Below are 22,834 nucleotides of genomic sequence, written 5' to 3' on the forward strand. Positions count from 1 at the left end.
TTTTGCGGCTTAATAGAACAAATTACTTTGCTGTAATTAAACCTGTTCGGGAGCTAGTTACAGTTATACTAAAACAAAAAACAATGGCTTTACAAGCAGGAATTGTAGGATTACCCAACGTAGGAAAATCAACTTTATTTAATGCCGTTACCAACAGTGCCAAGGCGCAGGCCAGTAATTATAGGTTTTGCACCATTGAACCCAATGTAGGTTTGGTAGATGTACCCGATGAACGTTTACAACATTTGGCCGCTTTAGTAAATCCCAATAGAATTGTACCCACACAGGTAGAAATAGTAGATATTGCAGGTTTGGTAAAAGGTGCCAGTAAAGGAGAAGGCCTGGGCAATAAATTTTTAGGCAATATTCGCGAAGTAGATGCGATTATACACGTTATCCGTTGTTTTGAAGATGAAAATGTTTTGAGAGAAGAAGGCGCCATTAATCCTGTTTCAGATAAAGAAATTATAGATACAGAACTACAATTAAAAGATTTAGAAAGTGTAGAGAAAAAAATTCAGAAAACGGAAAAGTTGGCTCGTGTAGGTTCCGAAACCAAAGCGCAGGCAGAGTTAAAAACGCTTTTACAATGTAAAGCACATTTGGAACAAGGAAAAAGCATACGTTCATTACAACTTTCAAAAGAAGAAAAAACAGCTATTGATGATTTGTTTTTGCTAACCGACAAACCAGTTTTATATGTAGCAAATGTAGACGAGGCCAGTATGCATACCGGCAATAAATATTCTGATATTTTACTGAAAGCCGCCAATGAAGAGGGTGCTCAGATGATTATTATGAATAATGCCATTGAAGCAGATATTGCAGCGATGGAATCGGCAGATGACCGCCAATTATTTATGGAAGAATACCACATGAAAGAACCGGCGCTAAACCGATTAATTCAAAGTGTATATAAACTTTTGAATCTGGAAACTTATTTCACGGTTGGCGTTCAGGAAGTAAGAGCATGGACCATACATGTGGGCTGGAAAGCACCGCAAGCTGCCGGTGTTATACACAGTGATTTTGAAAAAGGCTTTATTAAAGCGGAAGTAATTGCTTATGAAGATTTCATAAAATATGGTAGTGAGGCCGCCTGCCGCGATAATGGCAAACTAAGAATTGAAGGAAAAGAATACATTGTTAAAGATGGCGATATTATGCACTTCAGGTTTAATGTTTAACGCTTAGAAATAGCATCAATTCAACTTCTAAATGCTTTCTTAAAATGTAAGTATTTGATGTGATGTTTTGTACATTTGATAAATGCAAGCAAATATTTCAATTTGGGAAAAAGAAAGTTTTTTTGCACCTCAGGATGTAATTATTGTGGGCGGTGGATTAATGGGTTTATGGACCGCCATTGCATTGATAGAAAATGCACGTACTTTACGCGTTACCATACTTGAAAAAAATATTACCCCACTAGGTGCTTCTACCCGAAATGCCGGTTTTGCCTGCTTTGGCAGCCCAACAGAATTACTGCATGATGCACAAAAACTGGGAGAATCGGCCATGTTAACTATAACAGAAAAGCGATTTAGAGGGATAGAAAAAATCACACATTATATTCCTAAAAATCAAATTGAATACGATCCCTGTGGTGGTTATGAATGTATTACTAATGATCAATTAAAATTAGATACGATTGCAGATAGCATTGCCTATCTCAATAAATTACTGGCGCCCATTACAGGAACGAAACGCACATTCATTAGAAATGATGCTGCACTCTCCACTTTAGGCTTACAACATTTTGATGCGCTGATTCAAAATAAAATGGAGGCCGGATTACATAGCGGTAAATTAGTACAGGCATTACAAACAGAAGCAATAAGCTTGGGTGTACAAATATTAAGTGGTATTGAAGTAACTGAATGTTTGCAACACAACAATGGGGTACAGTTACATACCCGTCAAAATTTGGTATTTACCGCTGAAAAAGTGGTGTTATGTACTAATGCATTTTCAAATAACATTTTTACCGGGCAAACCATTCCCGTAACACCCGGAAAGGGTCAAATTATTCTCACGTCGCCCATCGAAAATTTGCCATTACACGGCACATTTCATTTTGATGCAGGTTTTTACTATTGGCGCAATTTGGGCAACCGTATTTTGCTGGGAGGTGCCAGAAACAAAGCGTTTGAAGAAGAAACCACTACCTCACTTACTACTTCTGCTACCATACAAACTGCATTGGAAGATTTTTTGAAAACACATTTGCACCCTTCCATTCATTATACCATTGAACAAAGATGGAGTGGTATTATGGGCTTTACCGACAACCATTTACCCTACATTCATTTTATAGAACCCAATATTTTAGCTGCCATTGCCTGCAATGGTATGGGAGTTGCTTTAACACCCATCATTGCCGAAGAGGTTGCTGATAGATTAATACAATGAAACTAATCCATTCAACATACTTTTCTATTCAAAAAACGAAACCATTACAATGAACATTGCAGAAAAAAATTTTTTTAAAAAAAATATTCGGTTGATGCGCCCAATCAATATTGTATTGTTTAGTATTTTGCTGTTTTTTACAGCATGCCATAATAACAACGAGAAAGAAAATACCTATCCCACTACTCCTTCCATTCCATCGCTTTCTTATAAAATCATTAGCGTATTGCCGCATGATACTACTTCCTTTACCGAAGGATTAGAGTTTCACAAAGGCTATTTGTACGAAAGTACCGGCGACCCTGATTATGCAGGAAGAAGTAAATTGGCAAAAATAAATACTACAACAGGCATGGATGAACAAAAAATTATTTTAGCACCCGCATATTTTGGAGAAGGCATTACATTATTGAATAGAAAAATTTATCAACTTACCTATAAAGAACAAAAATGTTTTGTATATGACGCCGCTACTTTTAAAAAATTAAAAGAATTTACTTATCAGGGTGAAGGCTGGGGTATGACCAATGATGGAAAATATTTAATTATGGATAATGGCAGTAATGAGTTGATTTATCGCGATCCGGAAACTTTTAATATTGTAAAAACCGTGTCTGTTACCGGTGTCCCAAAAGATTATAACGGACATGATGTTTTCATTAATGAGTTGGAATATGTAGATGGTTTTATTTATGCCAATTTATATACCATGGATTTTGACCAATTGGTAAAAATTGATCCTGCAACCGGTAAGGTAATGGGTATTTTGAATTTAAACGGATTGTTGGAACGTTATGCCCCACCTGCCGAAACCTCAAAACGTGATGTACTGAATGGCATTGCATACGATAATGCCAATAAAACATTTTATATAACAGGAAAATACTGGCCAAAATTATTTGCCATCCAAATTCAATAACATTATACTACGATCGAATTGGGATATTGCAGCTTTTTAAATATTTTTTTAAATCGGGTATCCCCATTTCTTTGAAATGAAAAATACTGGCGGCCAGCGCAGCATCTGCATGTGCATGGTTGAACACTGCTTCAAAATGTTCCATGGTGCCACCACCGCCACTGGCAATTACCGGTATAGGTAATGCAGTACTGAGCTGTTTGGTAATATCCAAAGCAAAACCTTTTTTAGTGCCGTCGTTATTCATAGAGGTTAATAAAATTTCGCCGGCACCGGCACTATATGCCTGCTGAGCCCATTCCATACAAAGCATTGCTGTTTTAGTGCGGCCGCCATTCAAATAAACATACCATTGTCCATCAGCCTCCTGCTTTGTATCAATTGCCAGCACCACAAACTGACTACCAAATTCATTGGCTAATTGTGTAATTAAATCAGGTTGTTTAAATGCAGCTGTATTTACTGAAACCTTATCAGCACCATTGTGCAGTAATATGGATGCATCATTAATAGAACTTACTCCACCGCCCACTGTAAATGGTATATTGATATGCTGTGCAATTCGGTTGGCTAATTCTTTAAACGTTTTGCGTTTTTCAACAGTTGCCGTAATGTCTAAAAAAACCAATTCATCAGCTCCCTGTTGTGCATAAAAAGCACCAAGCTCAACAGGATCTCCGGCATCACGAATCTGCTCAAAATGAATTCCCTTTACGGTGCGGCCATCTTTAATATCTAAACAGGGAATAATACGTTTGGTTAAGCCGGACAATATGGGTTTATTTTTTGTTTCCATTACAATGATGCATTAAAATGAACCAAATCGTTCAATGATATTTTATTTTCATAAATAGCTTTACCTACAATGGCACCGCTGCAACCTATTGCTTTTAAATCAACCAAATCCTGCAATTGGCTGACACCACCACTGGCAATTAAGTGCAAATCAGGCAACGATTCAATCAGATTTGTATACAATTCAATGGAAGGACCTTCCATTCTGCCATCCTTACTTACATCGGTACAAAAAATTTGCTGTACACCCAAGGCAAGATAGGTGGCCATAAAATCTTTTACGGGTAGATCGGTGGTTTCCATCCATCCATGAATGGCAATACATCCGTTTTTTACATCTGCCCCCAATAAAAATTTAGTAACGCCAAATTGCTGTAACCATTCTACAAACAATTCCTTGTTCTTCACTGCTATACTTCCTACAGTAACCAATGCAGCTCCTGATTCTAAAACCACTTGTACATCGTGTGTGGATTTAACACCACCGCCAAAATCAATTATTAAACCGGTTTCGGTAGCTATGGTTTCCAGCACTTTCCAGTTGGAAACTTTACCCATTTTTGCACCATCCAAGTCAACCAGATGTAATCGTTGAATACCGGAAGCTTCAAACATTTTGGCAACCTCTAAAGGGTTTTCATTATAAATTTTTTTCTGATCATAATCGCCTTCCGTTAATCGGACGCATTTTCCATCTATAATATCAATGGCGGGAATAATTTGCATAGAATAACTTTTATAATGCGATGAAATTTTTTAAAATCTTTTCTCCAATCTGTGCACTTTTTTCAGCATGAAACTGTACACCATAAAAATTATTTTTATGGATAGCTGAAGCATAAGGTTGTATGTAATTGGTTATAGCAATGGCATACTGATTATGTGGAACATAATAGCTGTGTACAAAATAACAATAACTTTCTTCAGGTACATCTTGCATAAGCGGTGATGATAAATGATAAATGGTATTCCATCCCACCTGTGGTATTTTAAGCATTGCACCACTTTCAAATTTTTTTACCGGTTCATCAAAAACCCCTAAACATGTTGTATTATTCTCTTCCGAATATTTACAAAGCAATTGCATACCCACACATATACCCAATACAGGTTGTTTCAATTTGGGAATTAGAAGATGCAAATTATTTTGCTGCAAACTTTTCATGGCACTGCTTGCCTCTCCTACTCCGGGGAAAATAATTTTATCTGCACTCAGTATGGTTGCATGATCATTAGAGAGTATGGTTTTAATACCAATTCTTTCCAACGCATACCGCACACTTTGAATATTGCCTGCATTGTATTCTATAATTACAACTTTCATGAATGCTAACTATTTATGGTATAAAAAACAATTTTCACGCTCAAAAAAACTATTTGATAATGTTTTGTAAAAAGTTTTTTGTGCCGGTTTCAATATCAACTGAACTCGACAAAGCCTTAATATAAGCACTACCTATAATGGCGCCATTGCTGTACTTACAAGCAGCAGTAAATGTTGCATGGTCTTTTATGCCAAATCCAACCATAATTGGATTTTTTAAATGCATTTGCTGTAAGTTTTGCAAATATTTTTCTACTTCTGCAAAATTTTTATCATTTCCTGTGGTTGCAGATGAACTAACTGCATATAAAAATCCTGAACTTAATGCATCTAATTTTTTGATTCTTGTTTCAGAGGTTTCAGGGGTTATTAAAAAAATAAAATCTAAACCATATTTTTTTATCATGGCTCCGTACATGGTTTCAAATTCGTATTCCGGTAAATCGGGGAGAATTAATCCATCTACACCCACTTCCACAGCTTTTTGGCAAAAAGCTTCAAAGCCATATTGCAAAATCGGATTCATATAACCCATTAAAATAATGGGCACATGAATGGTGTTTCGGCAATCCTTCAATTGTTCAAATAATACCTGAATGGTCATGCCATTTTGAAGTGCAATACTGCTGCTTTCCTGAATAATAGGGCCATCTGCTAAAGGATCACTGTAAGGCATACCCAATTCAATTAAATCTGCACCGTGGTTTTGTAATGCCTGCATTACTGTTAAAGTACTATTTAATTCAGGATAGCCGGCCGTACAATACACATTGAGTACATTGTTTGATTTTTTTAAGAATACCTCTGTTATTCTACTCATATAGAAAAATATTTTTGCATGTATAATTTTATTGGATCGTTTGTGGGAAAAATCATAAAACCTAATTGCTGATACAATTTTTGTGCTCCGGTATTTAAATGCAATACTTCTAATGCTACTTTCTTTTTAAGCGCTGTTGCTTTAATACACTGTTGATTAATTAAGGTTGTACCAATTTTTTTATTCTGAAATAAGGGATGAATGTATAAACTACTGATGAAAATTTTTTCTGTATCTTCTGCAATTTCTATGGTACCAATGGATTGATTTTGCCATTCAATGATCTGTGTTTGTTCGGGAAGAAAATTATCCCGATGAAACTGCTGTTGAATGACTTCATCCCATCCCCATATTGCATGTACATAATCATACAGCACTGTTTTTTTTAATTCATAAAAGAAAGCACTGTCGTTGATTGTTGCCTGCCTCAGATTCAATTGATGAACATCCATCCTTTTAATTCTTTAAAAAATTAAGCATTTATTTCCATTGCCTGCATGTAAGTAGATAAATCTTTATCCCCTCTCCCACTTAAACAAATCACAATAACATCGGTGGGTTTAAAATGCAATTGATGTAGTGCGGCAAAAGCATGTGCTGTTTCCAATGCGGGGATAATACCTTCCAATTTACTTACTTCAAATGCCGCTTTTAAAGCTTCTTCATCTGTTGCACTTAAAAATGTAGCTCTTCCGGTTTTAAATAAATGAGCATGTAAAGGACCTATTCCAGGATAATCTAATCCGGCTGAAATGCTATGTGGCTCTACCACTTGTCCGTCAATGGTTTGCATCACTAAACTTTTACTGCCATGCAAGATACCCGGTTTACCCAATTGTGTGGTAGCAGCACTCATGCCACTGTTAATACCATGCCCTGCAGCTTCTACAGCAATTAACTGTACAGCAGTATCTTCCAGAAAATGATAAAATGCACCCGCTGCATTACTGCCACCTCCTACACAGGCAATAACATGCGTTGGTAATTCGCTTCCGGCTTTTTCTTTTAACTGCCATCTTGTTTCTTCACTGATAATGCTTTGGAAACGAGCCACCATGTCAGGGTAAGGATGCGGACCAACAACACTGCCAATTACATAATGGGTATCGTTTGGATGATTAATCCAATCGCGAATGGCTTCATTGGTTGCATCTTTTAATGTTTGGCTGCCACTGGTGGCCGGAACCACTTTTGCACCCAGCATTTGCATACGGGCAACGTTAGGGGCCTGACGTTCAATATCTTTTACACCCATATACACAATGCATTCCAACCCTTTTAAAGCACAAACAGTTGCTGTGGCAACACCATGCTGACCGGCGCCCGTTTCGGCAATAATTCGTTTTTTACCCAAACGTTGTGCCAATAAAACCTGCCCTATAGCATTGTTAATTTTATGAGCACCGGTATGGTTTAAATCTTCTCTCTTAAAATAGATATTTGTGTTGAATTGTGCACTGAGGCGTTCTGCTAAAAATAGCGGTGAGGGCCTTCCTACATAATCGTGTAGCAATTGGTTAAATTCTTCAACAAAAGTTTTTTCCTGCATAATTTCCAAATACCTGCTACGCAATTCTTCCACATTTCTGTGTAACATTTCCGGAATATATGCACCGCCAAACATCCCAAAATAACCATTGGCATCGGGATGAGTGAATGATTGATTTTGTTTTTTTTCAGCTATCATAAAAAAAATTTAGAATTAAATATTTGTAACACTGTTTACAAATTCCTGTACCAAAGCTAAGTTTTTTATACCCGGGGCTATTTCAAAACGGCTGTTAATGTCTACCGCAAACAAATCTTTTGCAACGGTATCCTGCATAAAAGCGGCTAAATGATGTACATCTTCAGGCTGAATTCCACCGCTTAAAAAAAATGGTTTTCGAATAGATAAGCCTTTGAGCATATTCCAATTAAATTTTTTGCCGGTACCCCCGTATCCAACACCTTCCGTATCGAATAAAAACATATCCACCACATCTTGATAATCTTTAATTTTCCAAAGAATATTATCCTGCTCGCTGATTCTAAATGCTTTAACCGTAGTAACATAGTTTGAGAGATTTTCGCAGGTACGCGGACTCTCATCGCCGTGCAATTGAACCAGATACAAACCACATTCATCTACCATTTTTAAAACGGTATCTTCTTTTTCATTCACAAAAACGCCCACTTTATTAATATTCCCTTTTATTTTTTTAATTGTATCGGTTGTATTGGTATTCAACACGTAGCGTGGGCTTTTTGGATAGAAAATAAAGCCACAAAAATGCACCCCCAGATCGTTCAATTGACGCACCTGATTCATATCTGTCATACCACAAACTTTTACCCGCATAATTCAGAGTTTAGCTGATGAACAAATTGTGTAAATGCAATTTCCGGAGATGCATGTTTCATAAAATTTTCTCCCATTAAAAATCCTTTAAAACCTGCTAATTTTAATTGTTGAATACTTTCAATACTTGAAATACCACTCTCGGTAATTGCAATTTTATCATCAGGTATTTTGGCAATTAAATGGAGAGATGTTTGAATGTTTACTTCAAATGTTTTTAAATTTCTGTTGTTTACGCCCACTAAATCAACTTCATTACAAATATGTTGCAGCTCATCTGCTCCATGTATTTCTAATAACACTTCTAAGCCTAATTGTTTAGCAACGGTTGCCAATTCTTTTACCTGTTGTGGTGTTAAACAGGCAGCAATCAGCAAAATAACATCGGCACCAATGGCTTTGGCTTCATAAATCTGATAAGCATCTATCATAAAATCTTTTCTTAAAATAGGAACAGGTTGGATGCGTGCCTGTTGCAAATCTTTGAACGAGCCACCAAAAAAAGATGCATCTGTTAATACAGATATGCCGGCTGCATATTTTGCATAAGCACTTGTAACTGTTACTACATCGGCCGTAACATTGATGATTCCTTTTGAGGGCGATTTACGTTTAAACTCTGCTATTATACCACTTGTATTGCCTTTCTGTAAAATTGATTTCAATGAAATAGTATTGCGCCTGAAAAAAGGCATTTGCCGTAAATCATTAATAGATGTTTGCTGCTTTGCCAATGTAACCTCAGCTTGTTTTTTTGCTACAATTGTTTCTAAAATATTCATTGTAAATTTTATTGTTCAACTAATAAAACCAGCGGTTGATGAATGTTATGCTTGCAAACGAATGAGTTGCTGTAAAGTTTGATAGGCCTTACCACTTTCTAAACTCTCAATCGCTGCAAGATATGCATCATCATAACTGTTAAAAGCTTTTGTGGCATGAAGTGCCATTGCGGCATTGGATAGCACCACTGCATTTTGTGCCCAGGTGCCCTCCCCTTTCAAAATATTTAAAAATATTTTAGCTGCCTCTTCAACAGAGTTGCCGCCATAAATATCCTGCGGCTGTACCATTCTTTTACCCAAATTTTCAGGTGTTAAAATTTGTTCACCATTATTGGTAATTACTTTTGTATCGCCGGTTAAAGAAATTTCATCATAACCATCTAAAGAATGTATAATGGTAAACGATTTGTTGGTTTGTTGTAACAGATAATTGTAAATTCTGGCCATTTCTAAATTATAAACCCCTACTAATTGGTAGGCAGGAGAAGCAGGGTTGACCATGGGACCTAACATGTTAAAAAATGTTCTTACGCCAATGCTCTTCCGTAATGGGCCAACCACTTTTAAAGCCGGATGAAATAAAGGTGCATGCAGAAAACAAATATGAACGGTATCTAATTCTTTTTGCAAAGTGGCCACATCATTTTTAAAACGATAACCTAATTGCTCCATAACATTAGATGCGCCACTAATAGAAGTTGCACCATAATTGCCGTGTTTGGCAACTTTTTGGCCAGCACCTGCTGCAATAAAACAACTAATGGTAGAAATATTGAATGTATTTTTTCCATCGCCTCCGGTTCCTACAATATCCAATGTTTGATAATCTTCAAACGGAAGTTGCACACAAAGTTCCAGTAAAGCATCGCCAAAACCCTGTAATTCTTCTATGGTGATGGTACGCATTAAATAAACCGTTACAAATGATGTAATTTCATATTCATTGTACATGCCTTTACTGATGTTCAATAATACTTCTTTTGCTTTTTCCCTGCTGAACGACTTGTATTCAAACAAGTATTGTAAAATCTTCTTCATATTGTATATTTTCAAAAAATAAGATCTGATTAAAAATCAAGGTCGTTAGTTCTATTGGTTTCATGAATGGATTAACCAATTACGGAGAATCTCCTCACCTAAAGGCGTTAGAATACTTTCCGGATGAAACTGAACACCTTGTATATCATATATTTTATGTTGCATAGCCATAATATTTCCTGCATCATCGGTTGCAGTTATCTCCAGCTCTTCCGGTAAGGTTGCCTTATTAATAATCCAACTATGATACCTGCCTGCTTCAATGGTGCGTGGCAAATTTTTAAACCAGCTATTCGGCTTTTGCGTAGCCTGATTGGCAATATGAACCTGCGTAGCTACACCATGAAACACTTTGGTTAAGTTGGTAAGTTTTGCGCCAAATGCTTCACCAATAGCCTGATGGCCTAAACATACTCCTAAAATTGATTTTGTTGCAGCATACTTTTGAATTAAGGGCAATAATAAACCTGCCTCCTCCGGTATGCCGGGACCCGGCGATAAAATGATTTTATCAAATTGTGCTATGGCATCCAATTCAATTTCATCATTTCTACATACGGTTACTTCCTGTTGCAATAGGAATGAAACCATGTGCACTAAATTATAGGTAAACGAATCGTAATTATCAAACACCAATAATTTAGTAGGCTTTATATCTCCTTTCTGCATGGTGCCGGAGCTGTGAAATGGTTGTGCAATTTCAGTATTCATCAATTCAAATAAATTTTAGTTAATGGATGTTGATGTTAGTGGCATATTCTACGGCTTTTTTCAATGCCCCAAGCTTGTTGTTTACTTCCAGTAATTCGCTTTCCGGATTACTTGCGGCAACAACGCCGGCACCTGCCTGATAAAACAGTGTATTGTTTTTACTTAAAAAGGTTCTAATCATAATGGCATGATTGCAACTGCCATCAAACCCTATAAAACCAAGTGCACCACCGTAGTAGCTACGAGATGTTGTTTCCAAACCATCAATTAACTCCATTGCTTTAAATTTTGGTGCACCGCTGAGGGTTCCTGCTGGAAAGGTTTTGGCCAGTAATATAAATGGATTTGCACCTTCGGCAATTTTTCCGGTTACTTCACTCACCAAATGAATAACATGACTGTAATAATGTATTTGACGAAAATGGCTTACCGTTACATCGGTACACAATCTGCTTAAATCATTCCGAGCCAAATCAACCAGCATTACATGTTCTGCATTTTCCTTGGCATCGAGTAATAATTTTTCGGCAGCAATGGCATCTACTGCATCATTCCCTGTTCGCTTAAAAGTTCCTGCAATGGGATGTACAACTGCTTTCCCATCTTTAATAATCAATTGTGCCTCGGGTGATGAACCCATTAATTTATAATCACCATAATCAAAGAAAAATAAATAGGGAGAAGGATTAATGCTGCGTAATGCCCGATATACATTAAACTCATCGCCAATAAAAGTTTGCTGAAACCTTCTGCTTAAAACAATTTGAAATACATCGCCTCTTAAACAATGCTGAATGCCGGATTTTACCATGGCAATATATGCTTCATCTGAAATGTTGGATGTTTCATTGCCTTTAACAGCAAATGGGAAAACCGGTATGTCTTTACTTTGAAGTAAACTTTCAACACGTTCTACTTCCGACTCAATACCTTGTATTTTATTTTCACACAAAAACAATTCATCATTGAAATGATTGATGATGATAATATATTGATAAAAACGATACCGCATTAATGGTATAGCGGGTTGGGTTGTGGCTTCTTTTTTAAATTTGATGGTATCAAAAAAAGGAATAGTATCATAGGACGTATATCCGAAAAAGCCCTGTGCACTTTTTACCGTTTTATTGTCAGCAGGTGCCACTTCAAATCTTTGCATAAAATTCCAAACCACCTCCTGAACCGATGTATTATTATTTAAAGGAATTTTTTCAGGTTGTTCGCCTGGCAACTTAAATTCTATTTGCTGATTAGATGAGATTTCAATACCCGCAAGTGCATTAATGCAAATAAAACTAAAACTATTTTCTGCAACATGATGATCGGTACTTTCCAATAAAATTGTATCTCTGAATTTATCTCTGAATCTTAAATAAATACCAACCGGTGTGTACACATCGGCTAGTAATTTTTTCTCTTCTGTTGTTACCAAAATTTTTTTCATAAAAAATATCTATTTTATATTAAAGCATTTCAATACTGTTTTCTCTGCATGATTCTATTACCTGATTTCAAAAAAAAACCCCAACACAATTGTCGGGGCTTGTATAAATGTACATATGCAATGTGCAAGGCATTATAATCCCCGAAAGAGATTTGAATGCCACCACCACATATTGTTGATTGTATTTTTCATTGCTTTGCGAAGATGATACAGAAATTTGAAACCAACAAAATTATTTTACAGCCATAATTGCAGACGCATATTTTGAATATAACCGTTTGCTTACCTGCATTGTATTACCAATGGGCTGATCCGGAAAATGGAGTTTATTTTCAACCCAGCCCGATTCAAATTCCATGAGTGCCTGATTGAACTTATCCTGATCAAAATTGGTATTATCCTGCATATTTTTTTCAACTGCATCAATAAACATTTTCCATCTTTCACGGTAATAGGTTTGCATTAATCCTGCCCAGGCTCTGTTAGCATAGTCGGTTAAATGTTTACCGGGCTCGCCCCAAACCGTTAAAATTCTTTTTGCATCTTGGGCATAATATTGTTTTTCCTGAGAAGTGGCCGCCATTTTTTCTGCATCTGCAATCCAGCTACCCAACAAAAAATTTTGATTGGTTGCCAGAAGTGTATCCATATCACTCAATAATGCTAACATTTGCTTGCCATACTGTTGAACGGCATCGGTATTGTGTTCGTTATAACTTTTGGTAAAACCATCACGAAGCACAGCAAAATAATTTCCGAGTACCTGCCGGCCGGTATTTACTACATCGTATAAATAAACCGGAGGTATATGTGCATCAACAGGTGCCTGCAATAATAAATGCCAGGCCTCTAATAAGTTTTTGTTATTATATTTAATTTGGGGATCAGTTGTCCAGGTATTGTGTCCAGTAAAAGCCGGACGGGCATTGGTTAAAGTAGCACGCCCTAAACCGGCCCTTTCAGCGTATGTAGTATCTAATAAAATATTCCAGGCTTTTTTTACAAATTCGTTGTTGGATCCATACCGGCTTTTAGCCCAGTTATTTACCCAATTGGCAACATTTACAGGGCCTGAGCTCCAGGCCTTGTCGAATACATATTGATACATGATGGGGTTAACACCAAACCCTTCTAAAGTTGAGCCCAAACCTTTCATATTTGCACCTCCCTTCTGAAAAGTATTTTCCATTCTTTCCTCTATTTCCTCAAGGTTGCCCGACATCATGGTATTGCCGCCAAAATTGCCAAGATAGCACCAGATATAGGGTTGGCCATAAAAGGCATCGGTAAATTTCCATATTTCGGTATTATCACAGTAATAATCTAACAATGTCATTTTACCTTGCGGAACAGCCGTTAAAAAGGCTTTAATACGTTCATCTGTCCATTGTTTACGCTGGTAATAAAAAATCCAGCTCATTTGTAACCACTCTGCTTTGGGATCGGTTTGCAGCATAGATTCATAGATGGTTTTGGCTACTGAAGCCAGATAATTAGGTTCCCAACTGGGAGGAGTTACTTCATTAAATGGATCGGCACCATAAATATGACTGGTGCCCAATAATTTGGTTTGTTCTTCTAAATAAGCTTTTTGTATGGGTTTAAATAAGGAATCAAATGGATCTAAAAAATAACTTTCATATTGTTTACTAAACTCGCCCCACTCACCCAATGAATGAATTTTTGCTTTAGGATAAATGGTGGCAAGTGCCTCAGGAACATGGCCTGCAAATGCAGGTAAAACAGGCTTCATACCCAATTCTTTTTCACGTTGCACAATTTTTTTCTGTAAGACTAATTGTGTGTTGATCCAATGCATGGGCAATGGCCCTTCCCATCTGTCAATATTGGCCATTCTGTGCCAGGGCAAATAGGCGGGGCCGGTAAAAAAACTTCTGATTTGTTGATCTGTTAACCCAAATTTTTTCCATACTTTATACCAAATGGCTTCCTGGCCGGTTATGGCCAAAGGCATATTAATGCCATTTAATGCCATCCAGTCAATAAACCATTGCCAATCTTGCCAACCCCACCAGGGCATGGTATAACCAAATGTGCAGTAATTTAGAAAAAAACGCTCATTACAACGAGCTTTTAGCCCAATGGCTTTATCTAAAACAGGCATTTTTTGCGGCACGGTTACCCCTTCATTTCTGTACCACGAAACATTGGCTAAGCAGGTATTTTTCAAGTAATAGTTTAACCCAGCGGCCATAGCATTGACGTTACTGCCTTTAACAATGAGTTGATTATTTTGCCAATTGATAAAAAAAGAATCAATGGCGCAATGTTCAATTTTTTGAAATTGTATAGCAGCGGCATATTGGGGTACTACTCGTTTAGCCAGTGCCTGTGCAGCAATTATATCAGGCGTGCTTTTGTTTTGCTGTGCATGTACCTGTAAAAAACAACAGATCAATAATAATGAGAACAACCGTTTCATATGTTTCCTTTTTAGAAGTGACTAAAAAATAACACCCAAACTTATAATGGCATGGCTGTGAAACACAAGCAGATAATTTTTTTTCAATAATGAAAAAAGCAGATGTATATTTTACAAGCCTTCTTTTTCCAACATTAAGTAAGCTTTAATAAATCCATCTAAATCGCCATCCATCACCGGCCCCACATTGCCCACTTCATAATTGGTGCGATGATCTTTAATCATTTTATAGGGATGAAATACATAACTCCTGATTTGACTTCCCCATTCAATTTTCTTTTTAGTTGCATTGGTAGCATTCACTGCTTCTTGCCTTTTACGTAATTCCTCTTCATACAACCTGCTTTTCAGCATCTTCATGGACATTTCTCTATTTTCGCCCTGTGTACGTGCCTGCTGACATTCTACAATGATGCCTGAAGGTATATGCTTCAATCGCACAGCGGTTTCAACCTTATTTACATTTTGGCCACCTTTACCACCGCTTCGGTAAAATTCCCATTCTACATCGGCCGGGTTTACGGTTATTTCAATGGTATCATCAATTAACGGATACACAAATACCGATGCAAATGAAGTATGCCTTCTTGCATTGCTATCAAAGGGCGAAATTCTTACCAAGCGGTGCACACCACTTTCTGCTTTTAAAAAACCATAAGCAAATGTTCCGTCAAATTGCAAAGTAACACTCTTAATACCGGCTCCATCACCTTCCTGCAAATCCACCTCCGTTATTTTCCAGCCCTGCTTTTCGCCATACATAATATACATGCGCATCAGCATTTCTGCCCAATCCTGACTTTCAGTACCACCTGCACCGGGATTAATTTGCATCATAGCAGGCAATTCATCTTCCGGTTTATTTAATGTGCTTTTAAATTCAGCATCTTCAATAACGGAAAGCGCATGTTCATAAGCTGCTTTAGTTTCTTCGTCCGTAGCATCCCCGGCCTTCCAAAATTCAAACAGCACTGCAAAATCTTCAACAGCGGTATCTACCTGTTTAAATATATTTATCCAATATTCATGAATCTTAATAGATTTCATGATGGCTGTTGCCCGCTGATTATCATCCCAAAATCCGGGAGAAAGTGATAACTGTCGATCGGTTTCTAATTTTTGCAAACGATTATCCACGTCAAAGAAACCTCCTCAGGACAAGCACTCTGTCCCTCATATTCTTAATTTGTTCCTGTGTCATATACTTACAAAAATAAGGAATTGAAAAGTTTTGGCAGTAACGAAATAGGAATGAATGATAAGGAGTATTGTATTTCCTTACATTGTTTGATTTTATTCGAATTTTAATTATCCCGCACGGAGCTTATTCATTGAATATTTTTATCTTTAATTTCTTGAAATGTGCAACCATTGATACAATATCTAAATGCCCTGCTGTGTAGTAATTGATTATTCAAATCATTAAAAAAGACACCTTGAAAAAGTTACTGATTTATTGCTTACCATTGATAATGATATCCTGTTCTAATCATTCATCAGACTCTCAGGCAATGCAGGCAAAAATTGACAGTCTTCAAAAGCAAGTGAATAAAAGTTACAAACCGGGGTTGGGTGAATTTATGTCGGCCATTCAGGTACATCACGCCAAATTATGGTTTGCCGGCACCAATCAAAACTGGGAATTAGCCAATTTTGAAATTCATGAAATAATGGAAGCCATAGATGATATTCAGCAATATTGCACAGACAGGCAGGAATCGAAAGAAGTGGTGATGTTACAACCTGCAATAGATAGTCTAAATAAAACCATTGCGTCAAAAAACAAATTGGCTTTTAAAAGCAGTTTTATTTTTTTAACACAAACCTGCAATAATTGTCATAAAGAAGTACATTATAATTTTAATGAAGTGGTTATTCCTACCACGCCACCCTTTAGCAATCAGTTATTCACCATGCCTAAACCATAAAAAGCTACAAACCTCATAAGCCGGATTCTGTTTCTACACTATCATTTATCTGCGATAAACATTACTGTTTACCTGTTGCTGCCTACCCTGAGCCTTGAACGAGCAGCTCTCAAAACGGCTCTATATGTGGCATTGCAGCACCCAAGGTTTACCCGTTGCTACCGTTACCGATAACAACCGTGAGCTCTTACCTCACATTTTCACCTTTACCCCGTCAATGCAGGGCAGTTATTTTCTGTGGCACTTTCTCTCACCAATTGGTGGCCGGCTGTTCACCGGTGGGTTGCTCTGTGCTGTCCGGACTTTCCTCCCTGTTAAAACAAGGCGATAGCGCGGGTTTGTAGCCAACTGTAAAGTTATTGTAAATTATTTTGTAAGAAAGCTAAACTTAATGCCCATGCTTCTTTTGCCGCTTTTGGATGATAACTTGCCTGTTCATTACAATGAAATCCGTGATCGGCATAAGAAAAAATAACTTTCGCATAATCTTTATTGGCGGTTATTAAGGCCTGCTCCACTTCGTTTCTATGTGCTTCTGTAATATGCTGATCTTTACCACCATAAAAAAAGAGTTGTGGCCCATGTAGCTCATTTACTCTATTGGCAAGTGCATGCATGCCACCGCCATAAAAAGAAATGCCTGCTGACAATGGTGCAACCATATTGGCCAATAATGCAACTCTACCACCGAGACAAAAGCCTATGGATGCAATTTTATTGATTTGAACATTTTGTTCATTTTGTAACCAATGGTAGGCAGCTAGAATATCGACCGATAATTGTTCGGTGGTTAAAGCCTGAAAATGCGGTGCAATAACACTAAAATCATCATAGCCGGTTGCAAAACCAGGTGCGGTTCTATGGTATAATTCCGGAGCAATTACCACATAACCTTCATTAGCCAATCGTTGTGCTACATCTTTAATATGATGGTTTACACCAAATGCTTCCTGAAACAATAGTATACCGGGTAAACTTTTATTGGTTTCAGGATGTGCAATAAATGCATTCATTTGTGATCCATCGCTAACAGGCAATATAATGGTGTCTGTATACATGTTTCTTAATTTAATATTGAAAATAAATTTCTGTTGCACCATAACCATAACGCGGATGGTATTGATTTACAAAAGTTTTTACTTCTTTTCTTGTTTTTAAAATAGCATGAATTTCATCGCGTAATTTTCCACTGCCAACACCATGTATAACAATGAGTGAAGGTTGCCTGTGGGCAATGGCCAAATCATACCATTTTTCAAATTCTTTTAGTTGATACATTAAAATATCAAAATTGTTCATATCCTTCCAATTATCTAACAACTTTTCCATGTGCAAGTCAACCTCTGAACGTGGAGCTGCCAAATGCTCTTTTATTTTTTTGGCTTCATATATTTTGTAGCCTTGCGCTGCAAGCCCGGTTAATTCAAATTTTTCAGCTTCCGGTGCATTATCAGGATATGTTTCAAATAACAAATATTCAATTACAGATTGATTTTTACTTTTCAATTCTTCTATTTTCAAAAACAATTGTTTTGATTTTATTTTGATTGCAGTTTCAAAATGAGGAGCTTTATTTTTTTGCGGATTGTGTAAACTAAAAGTAAAATGAAAAGATGGCGCATCATTTACTGAAGCAAAATCAATGTCGTGCAGATAAAAATCATGAAAAGGCAATATAGAATTATTTAATTCGAAGGATGCTGTACCAAAAAAGTGTTGGCTATACTCAAATTGGTAAGCCACTGCTGTTCTGTTGCGTAAATAAATTTTAAATTTTTCAACTACCTCATCATTAAACTCATCAAACATAAATACAGGTAACAATGACAGCCATACACCATCAGCAACTTTTGCTTTATTGGGTATAGGTTTTTCTTTTGGAATTTGATCAATATATTTTTTGGGTACTTCTTTGGGAGCAGCCTGCTCTTTTTTTTGCTTACTGAACCGATAAAAATAAGGAAAATCAATCTGATCCATATATGCCGGAAATTGAACCCCACGCACCTCTACCAGCACCATTTTATCATTAATAATTTCTACCACCTTGCCCGATTCATGGTTATGCAGAATGATAATCTCATCACCTACCTGATATTTCATTTATATAATTTAAAAGTGAATGGAAAAAGCATTTCGCATTTAGTTGATGCAAAATATTGTTCAATGTTATTTTAACTATTGTTAACACACTGTAAACACAGTTTGCAAATTTACAAATTCTATGTTGCAAGGTTTTGATAAAAAAACCGCCTCGTGTTAAGAAAGCGGTTTCAAATACTTTTGTTGAAGGTAAAATTAATTCAGGCTTCTAAAATCAACCGGAACCAATTTACTGACACCGGGTTCCTGCATGGTTACACCATAAATTACATCCACCGCACTCATAGTTTGTTTATTATGGGTAATTAAAATGAATTGAGAGTTTTCACTAAACTTTTTAATCATTTGCGTAAACTTGGTAACGTTGGCATCATCTAGTGGTGCATCTACTTCATCCATAATACAAAATGGTGCCGGCTTAATCAAATAAATGGCAAACAGCAAAGCTGTTGCGGTTAGGGTTTTCTCACCACCGCTCAACTGGGTAATGGAGGATGGACGTTTCCCTTTGGGTTTAGCCATAATTTCAATACCGGTTTCAGCTAAATTTTCTGGATTTTCCAATACCATATCACAGGTATCTTCTTCTGAAAACAGTGCTTTAAATACTTTTTGAAAGTTATCGCGAACCTTATTAAAAGTATCTAAAAATTGTTGATTGGCGGTAGCCTCTACCTCCTGAATGGTTTGTAATAAACTTTCTTTTGCCTGAACTAGGTCATTTTTTTGTTCCACAATAAACTCATATCGTTTTTTCATTTCCTGATACGCTTCAATTGCTGTGGGATTGACTTCACCAATGTTTTCCATCCGCTTCCGCATCTTGTCGCTGGTGGCCTGTAACTCTTCCAGCGGCATTTCTGTGGTACGGGATTGCTCTAAAATTTCTTCCAACGAAATTTTAAATTCCACATTCAATCTTTCCTTCATGCCTGCCAATTGCAACTTCAATTCATTCAATTTATCTTTTATTTCAGCCAGCAGATGTTCTGCCATTTCACGTTGCTTATTTTTCTGGCGTACATCATTTTCTTTTTCCTGCAATATATTGCGCAAATTGTAATAGGCCTGATCTGCCTCATTCAATTGCTTTTCTTCTGTTTCCTTTTGCTTCATTAGCAGTATTAGCTCTTCTTCAATGATTTCAACTGTCAGTTTCCCATCTTCAATTTGTGTAGCGGCTTCTGCCAATTGCCGGGTATTATTTTCTATTTGCTTTTGCAGATCGTTCAACTGATTTTTTTTGAACTGCAATTCCTGTTGAATGGCATTGATTTTACTTTGCTGACGGGTAAGCTGCAGATTAAATTCATTGAACTGAATATTAGTAAGATTATAATCCTGCTCTGCCAACTGATAGTCCTGTTCAATCATGGCCATTTCATTGCCCAACGCTTTCAACTGTTCATTCAGTTGCGCAAGGGTTAGCCTGGTTTCAGCAATGCTATCCTGCTCATCCTGCATACGTTGTTCAATTTCTTCTATCCGTAGCTGGGTTTGTTGCTGAGAAGCAGTGATGTTTTCAATTTTATTTTTAGCAGCAAAAACCTGATTAATTAACTGATTAATTTCATTTTCAGTGGCACGTATGGTTTGTTCTTTCAACTGTTCATTAAACCCCACAACTTTTTGATGGTTGTGCTGAATATCTGCTTTCAGTAAATTTACAACTGCTTCCTGCTCCTGAATTTTTTCTTCTAATTTTTCCAAATTTTTTGCACGCCCAATTTTCTTTCCTTCAAACAAGCCAACGCTACCGCCGGTTAACGTGTATTTACCCTTTACAATTTTGCCCGATTTTTCCAAAATAATGGCATCAGAAAATATATCCTGTTCCATTAGAACTTCTGATTCTGCAATAAATACATGGCCAAGTAAATAAGCAGCTAATGGCCGGTATTGATCATCTACTTCAATAATGTCCATGGCCGCAATGGTTTGTGCAGGCTGTGCTATGCCGGTAGAATAATGTTGAAATTTATCCAACATAAAAAAGTTGGCTTTCCCTTTTTGGTGTTTATCTAATAAACGTACTGCCTGCAAACCTTCTTCTAAATTATTTACCACAAAATAGTTGAGATAAGGCTCCAACACATTTTCTACTGCGGCCCGATAAGCTTCTTTTACATAAATAATGTCTGATAAAATGGGGGCCTGATTATCCCATTCCGGATTTTTATGCAAAAATTTAATGCTTTCAGGGTAACCTTCCATTGAATCGATTAAACTCTTTAAAAGGTTGTATTCATTTTTGCGTGCATCTAACTTGCGGCTTTCATCTGCTAACTGATTGCGTAAAACTTCCAGCTCTTGTTGTGTTTCCAGAATTTGCTGTTTGGTTTTTTCATGTTGTTCCTGCATTTGTTGCAAATGTGTACGCTTTTCAGCCAGGGTTTGTTCTTTTTGGGTTAACTCAATGGTTAATTGTTGCAATTGTGCTTCCCTATTTTTTTGTTCGGTAGTTAATTGCATTTGCGAACGCTGCAAATTTTGTATAGAAGTATCGGCAATGGCTACTTTTTTTTCTGCGTCAAACTGTGACCGTTGTAATTGCTGATATTGCTGGCGTAGTTGATCAACGCCGGCTCTTTTTTCATCAAATATTTGCCTTTTCAGTTCCACCTCATATTTTAGGTTTTCTAAATTGGCATGCATATCTGCCAACTTATTTTCTTCATCCTTTATTTGTACTTTACTGAAAGCAAGAGATTCATCAATTCCTTTTAACTGGCCTTCCGCATTTTGAAGAAAATGCTTCAAATTGGTTTCTTTTTCTTTTAAAAAAACTAATTTTTGTGAGGCGAGATTTTTATCATTTTCTTTGGTACGCAACTGTTGCACCAGTTCATTAAACTGGTATTGCATGCTTTGCAATGCCCTTTCTTTTTCTATAAACCCAATTTTTTCCTGCTCTAATACTGCTTCCTGATTGGCTATTTCAGCCTCTAAGCGTATTTTTTTATCGGTTTCAAGTTCCTGCTGTTCCTGTAAATTTTTATAGGTTAAATTAAATCCTTCCAGCGAAGCCTTGGCCAATTCAACGGCTATGATTTTATATTCTTTTTTTATTTCATAGTATTTTTCAGCTTTTTTAGCCTGGCTTTCTAAGGATTTTAGCTGGTTATGAATTTCAAAAAGTAAATCTTCAATTCTGGCTAAATCCTGTTCGGTAGCATCTAATTTTGATTTTGCTTCCTTTTTTCTGGTTTTATAAATGGTAATACCGGCCGCTTGTTCCAACATTCTTCTGCGGCTGTTATCTTTGTCTTTAATAATATCATCTACCATTCCTAGTTCAATAATAGCATAACTGTCATTACTAACACCGGTATCTAAAAACAGATTATGAATGTCTTTTAAACGGCATGCTACGTCGTTTAAACGGTATTCACTATCTCCATTTTTATAAAACCTTCTGGTAACGGTAACGGTGCTAAATTCGGTAGGTAATAAATTTCTGGTATTTTCGAAAGTGAGGCTTACTTCAGCCAAACCGCTGGGGCTGCGGGTTTTAGAGCCATTGAACACCAATGCATCCAGATTTTCACTACGCAATGAGGAAATTTTCTGTTCACCAATTACCCAACGGATACTATCAATAATATTGCTTTTACCACAACCATTGGGCCCGATAATGCCGGTAATTCCTTCATCGAAATTAACGATGGTTTTATCGGCAAAACTTTTGAAACCTTTTATTTCTAATGACTTTAATCGCACAGTTCTACAGTTTTTTAGTACCTGCGAACATAGCTAAAAACCTTTAAAATT

At 36.8% G+C, this 22,834-nt stretch carries 20 protein-coding genes and 1 other RNA gene; 4 read left to right on the forward strand and 17 right to left on the reverse strand.

The genetic code is table 11. The annotated features are described in order from the left end of the window. The first annotated feature begins 83 nt into the window (after positions 1-83). The 3 genes from ychF to AC3QLY_RS14110 all read left to right on the forward strand — a co-directional run bounded on the left by ychF (position 84) and on the right by AC3QLY_RS14110 (position 3,331). Positions 84-1,187 carry a redox-regulated ATPase YchF gene (gene ychF / locus AC3QLY_RS14100; protein ID WP_068241231.1) on the forward strand — a complete coding sequence of 368 codons (1,104 nt, stop codon included), beginning with the start codon at positions 84-86 and terminating at the stop codon, positions 1,185-1,187. A gap of 82 nt (positions 1,188-1,269) precedes the next feature. Next, entirely contained in the window at positions 1,270-2,412 is a 1,143-nt protein-coding gene (locus AC3QLY_RS14105; RefSeq protein WP_074420212.1) for an NAD(P)/FAD-dependent oxidoreductase, read from the forward strand. A gap of 49 nt (positions 2,413-2,461) precedes the next feature. Next, positions 2,462-3,331 carry a glutaminyl-peptide cyclotransferase gene (locus AC3QLY_RS14110; protein ID WP_492989895.1) on the forward strand — a complete coding sequence of 290 codons (870 nt, stop codon included), beginning with the start codon at positions 2,462-2,464 and terminating at the stop codon, positions 3,329-3,331. A 7-nt stretch (positions 3,332-3,338) separates the two neighbouring features. Here AC3QLY_RS14110 and hisF read toward each other — a convergent pair whose 3' ends face one another. From hisF to prfB, 13 genes are all read right to left on the reverse strand, one after another. Then, positions 3,339-4,127, reverse strand: coding sequence for an imidazole glycerol phosphate synthase subunit HisF (gene hisF, locus AC3QLY_RS14115; protein ID WP_288071198.1), 789 nt, complete (start codon positions 4,125-4,127; stop codon positions 3,339-3,341). After that, complete coding sequence (hisA, locus tag AC3QLY_RS14120) at positions 4,127-4,852, reverse strand: 1-(5-phosphoribosyl)-5-[(5-phosphoribosylamino)methylideneamino]imidazole-4-carboxamide isomerase (protein ID WP_074417921.1); 726 nt, start codon at positions 4,850-4,852, stop codon at positions 4,127-4,129. The genes hisF and hisA overlap by 1 nt, the downstream gene beginning before the upstream one ends. Positions 4,853-4,862: 10 nt before the next feature. After that, positions 4,863-5,450: an imidazole glycerol phosphate synthase subunit HisH gene (hisH, locus tag AC3QLY_RS14125; RefSeq protein ID WP_218330376.1), complete on the reverse strand. Its 588-nt coding sequence runs from the start codon at positions 5,448-5,450 to the stop codon at positions 4,863-4,865. A gap of 49 nt (positions 5,451-5,499) precedes the next feature. Then, positions 5,500-6,270: a tryptophan synthase subunit alpha gene (trpA, locus tag AC3QLY_RS14130; protein ID WP_074417919.1), complete on the reverse strand. Its 771-nt coding sequence runs from the start codon at positions 6,268-6,270 to the stop codon at positions 5,500-5,502. Beyond that, the gene (locus AC3QLY_RS14135; protein ID WP_074417918.1) at positions 6,267-6,722 is read right to left on the reverse strand and encodes a GNAT family N-acetyltransferase; all 456 of its coding nucleotides are present in this window, start codon (positions 6,720-6,722) and stop codon (positions 6,267-6,269) included. Before AC3QLY_RS14135 ends, trpA begins: the two co-directional genes overlap by 4 nt. A 20-nt stretch (positions 6,723-6,742) precedes the next feature. Continuing rightward, positions 6,743-7,957, reverse strand: a complete 1,215-nt coding sequence (gene trpB / locus AC3QLY_RS14140; RefSeq protein ID WP_074417917.1) for a tryptophan synthase subunit beta — start codon at positions 7,955-7,957, stop codon at positions 6,743-6,745. Positions 7,958-7,972: 15 nt separating this feature from the next. Then, positions 7,973-8,611 carry a phosphoribosylanthranilate isomerase gene (locus AC3QLY_RS14145; RefSeq protein ID WP_218330375.1) on the reverse strand — a complete coding sequence of 213 codons (639 nt, stop codon included), beginning with the start codon at positions 8,609-8,611 and terminating at the stop codon, positions 7,973-7,975. After that, positions 8,602-9,393 carry an indole-3-glycerol phosphate synthase TrpC gene (gene trpC / locus AC3QLY_RS14150; protein ID WP_218330374.1) on the reverse strand — a complete coding sequence of 264 codons (792 nt, stop codon included), beginning with the start codon at positions 9,391-9,393 and terminating at the stop codon, positions 8,602-8,604. The genes AC3QLY_RS14145 and trpC overlap by 10 nt, the downstream gene beginning before the upstream one ends. Positions 9,394-9,438: 45 nt before the next feature. After that, positions 9,439-10,434 (reverse strand): anthranilate phosphoribosyltransferase, encoded by a 996-nt coding sequence (gene trpD / locus AC3QLY_RS14155; protein ID WP_074417914.1) that lies wholly within the window; start codon positions 10,432-10,434, stop codon positions 9,439-9,441. A 60-nt stretch (positions 10,435-10,494) separates the two neighbouring features. After that, complete coding sequence (locus tag AC3QLY_RS14160) at positions 10,495-11,145, reverse strand: anthranilate synthase component II (RefSeq protein ID WP_228733071.1); 651 nt, start codon at positions 11,143-11,145, stop codon at positions 10,495-10,497. A gap of 19 nt (positions 11,146-11,164) precedes the next feature. After that, positions 11,165-12,589, reverse strand: a complete 1,425-nt coding sequence (locus AC3QLY_RS14165) for an anthranilate synthase component I family protein (protein WP_074417913.1) — start codon at positions 12,587-12,589, stop codon at positions 11,165-11,167. A 232-nt stretch (positions 12,590-12,821) separates the two neighbouring features. Further along, positions 12,822-15,032 (reverse strand): alpha-N-acetylglucosaminidase, encoded by a 2,211-nt coding sequence (locus AC3QLY_RS14170; protein WP_492989896.1) that lies wholly within the window; start codon positions 15,030-15,032, stop codon positions 12,822-12,824. Between the two features lie 111 nt (positions 15,033-15,143). Then, positions 15,144-16,233 (reverse strand): peptide chain release factor 2 gene (gene prfB / locus AC3QLY_RS14175; protein WP_218330372.1). Its coding sequence is split into 2 segments (ribosomal slippage): positions 15,144-16,172 and positions 16,174-16,233, totalling 1,089 coding nucleotides; the frame shifts between segments, so codons are not numbered across the junction. A gap of 235 nt (positions 16,234-16,468) precedes the next feature. Between prfB and AC3QLY_RS14180 the strand changes: the two genes are divergently transcribed. Further along, complete coding sequence (locus AC3QLY_RS14180; protein WP_218330371.1) at positions 16,469-16,960, forward strand: hypothetical protein; 492 nt, start codon at positions 16,469-16,471, stop codon at positions 16,958-16,960. On the opposite strand, the gene rnpB is transcribed toward AC3QLY_RS14180, so the two are convergent. The 4 genes from rnpB to smc all read right to left on the reverse strand — a co-directional run bounded on the left by rnpB (position 16,961) and on the right by smc (position 22,783). Continuing rightward, positions 16,961-17,304: RNase P RNA component class A (rnpB, locus tag AC3QLY_RS14185), an RNA gene on the reverse strand. It lies immediately after the preceding gene. 12 nt (positions 17,305-17,316) lie between these two features. Further along, positions 17,317-18,018, reverse strand: coding sequence for a dienelactone hydrolase family protein (locus AC3QLY_RS14190; protein ID WP_218330370.1), 702 nt, complete (start codon positions 18,016-18,018; stop codon positions 17,317-17,319). A gap of 10 nt (positions 18,019-18,028) precedes the next feature. After that, complete coding sequence (locus AC3QLY_RS14195) at positions 18,029-19,063, reverse strand: Smr/MutS family protein (protein WP_288097502.1); 1,035 nt, start codon at positions 19,061-19,063, stop codon at positions 18,029-18,031. 195 nt (positions 19,064-19,258) lie between these two features. Continuing rightward, positions 19,259-22,783 (reverse strand): chromosome segregation protein SMC, encoded by a 3,525-nt coding sequence (gene smc, locus AC3QLY_RS14200; protein WP_218330368.1) that lies wholly within the window; start codon positions 22,781-22,783, stop codon positions 19,259-19,261. Positions 22,784-22,834: the final 51 nt, after the last annotated feature.

Source organism: Hydrotalea sp. GW822-HT8A01, from assembly GCF_058798575.1.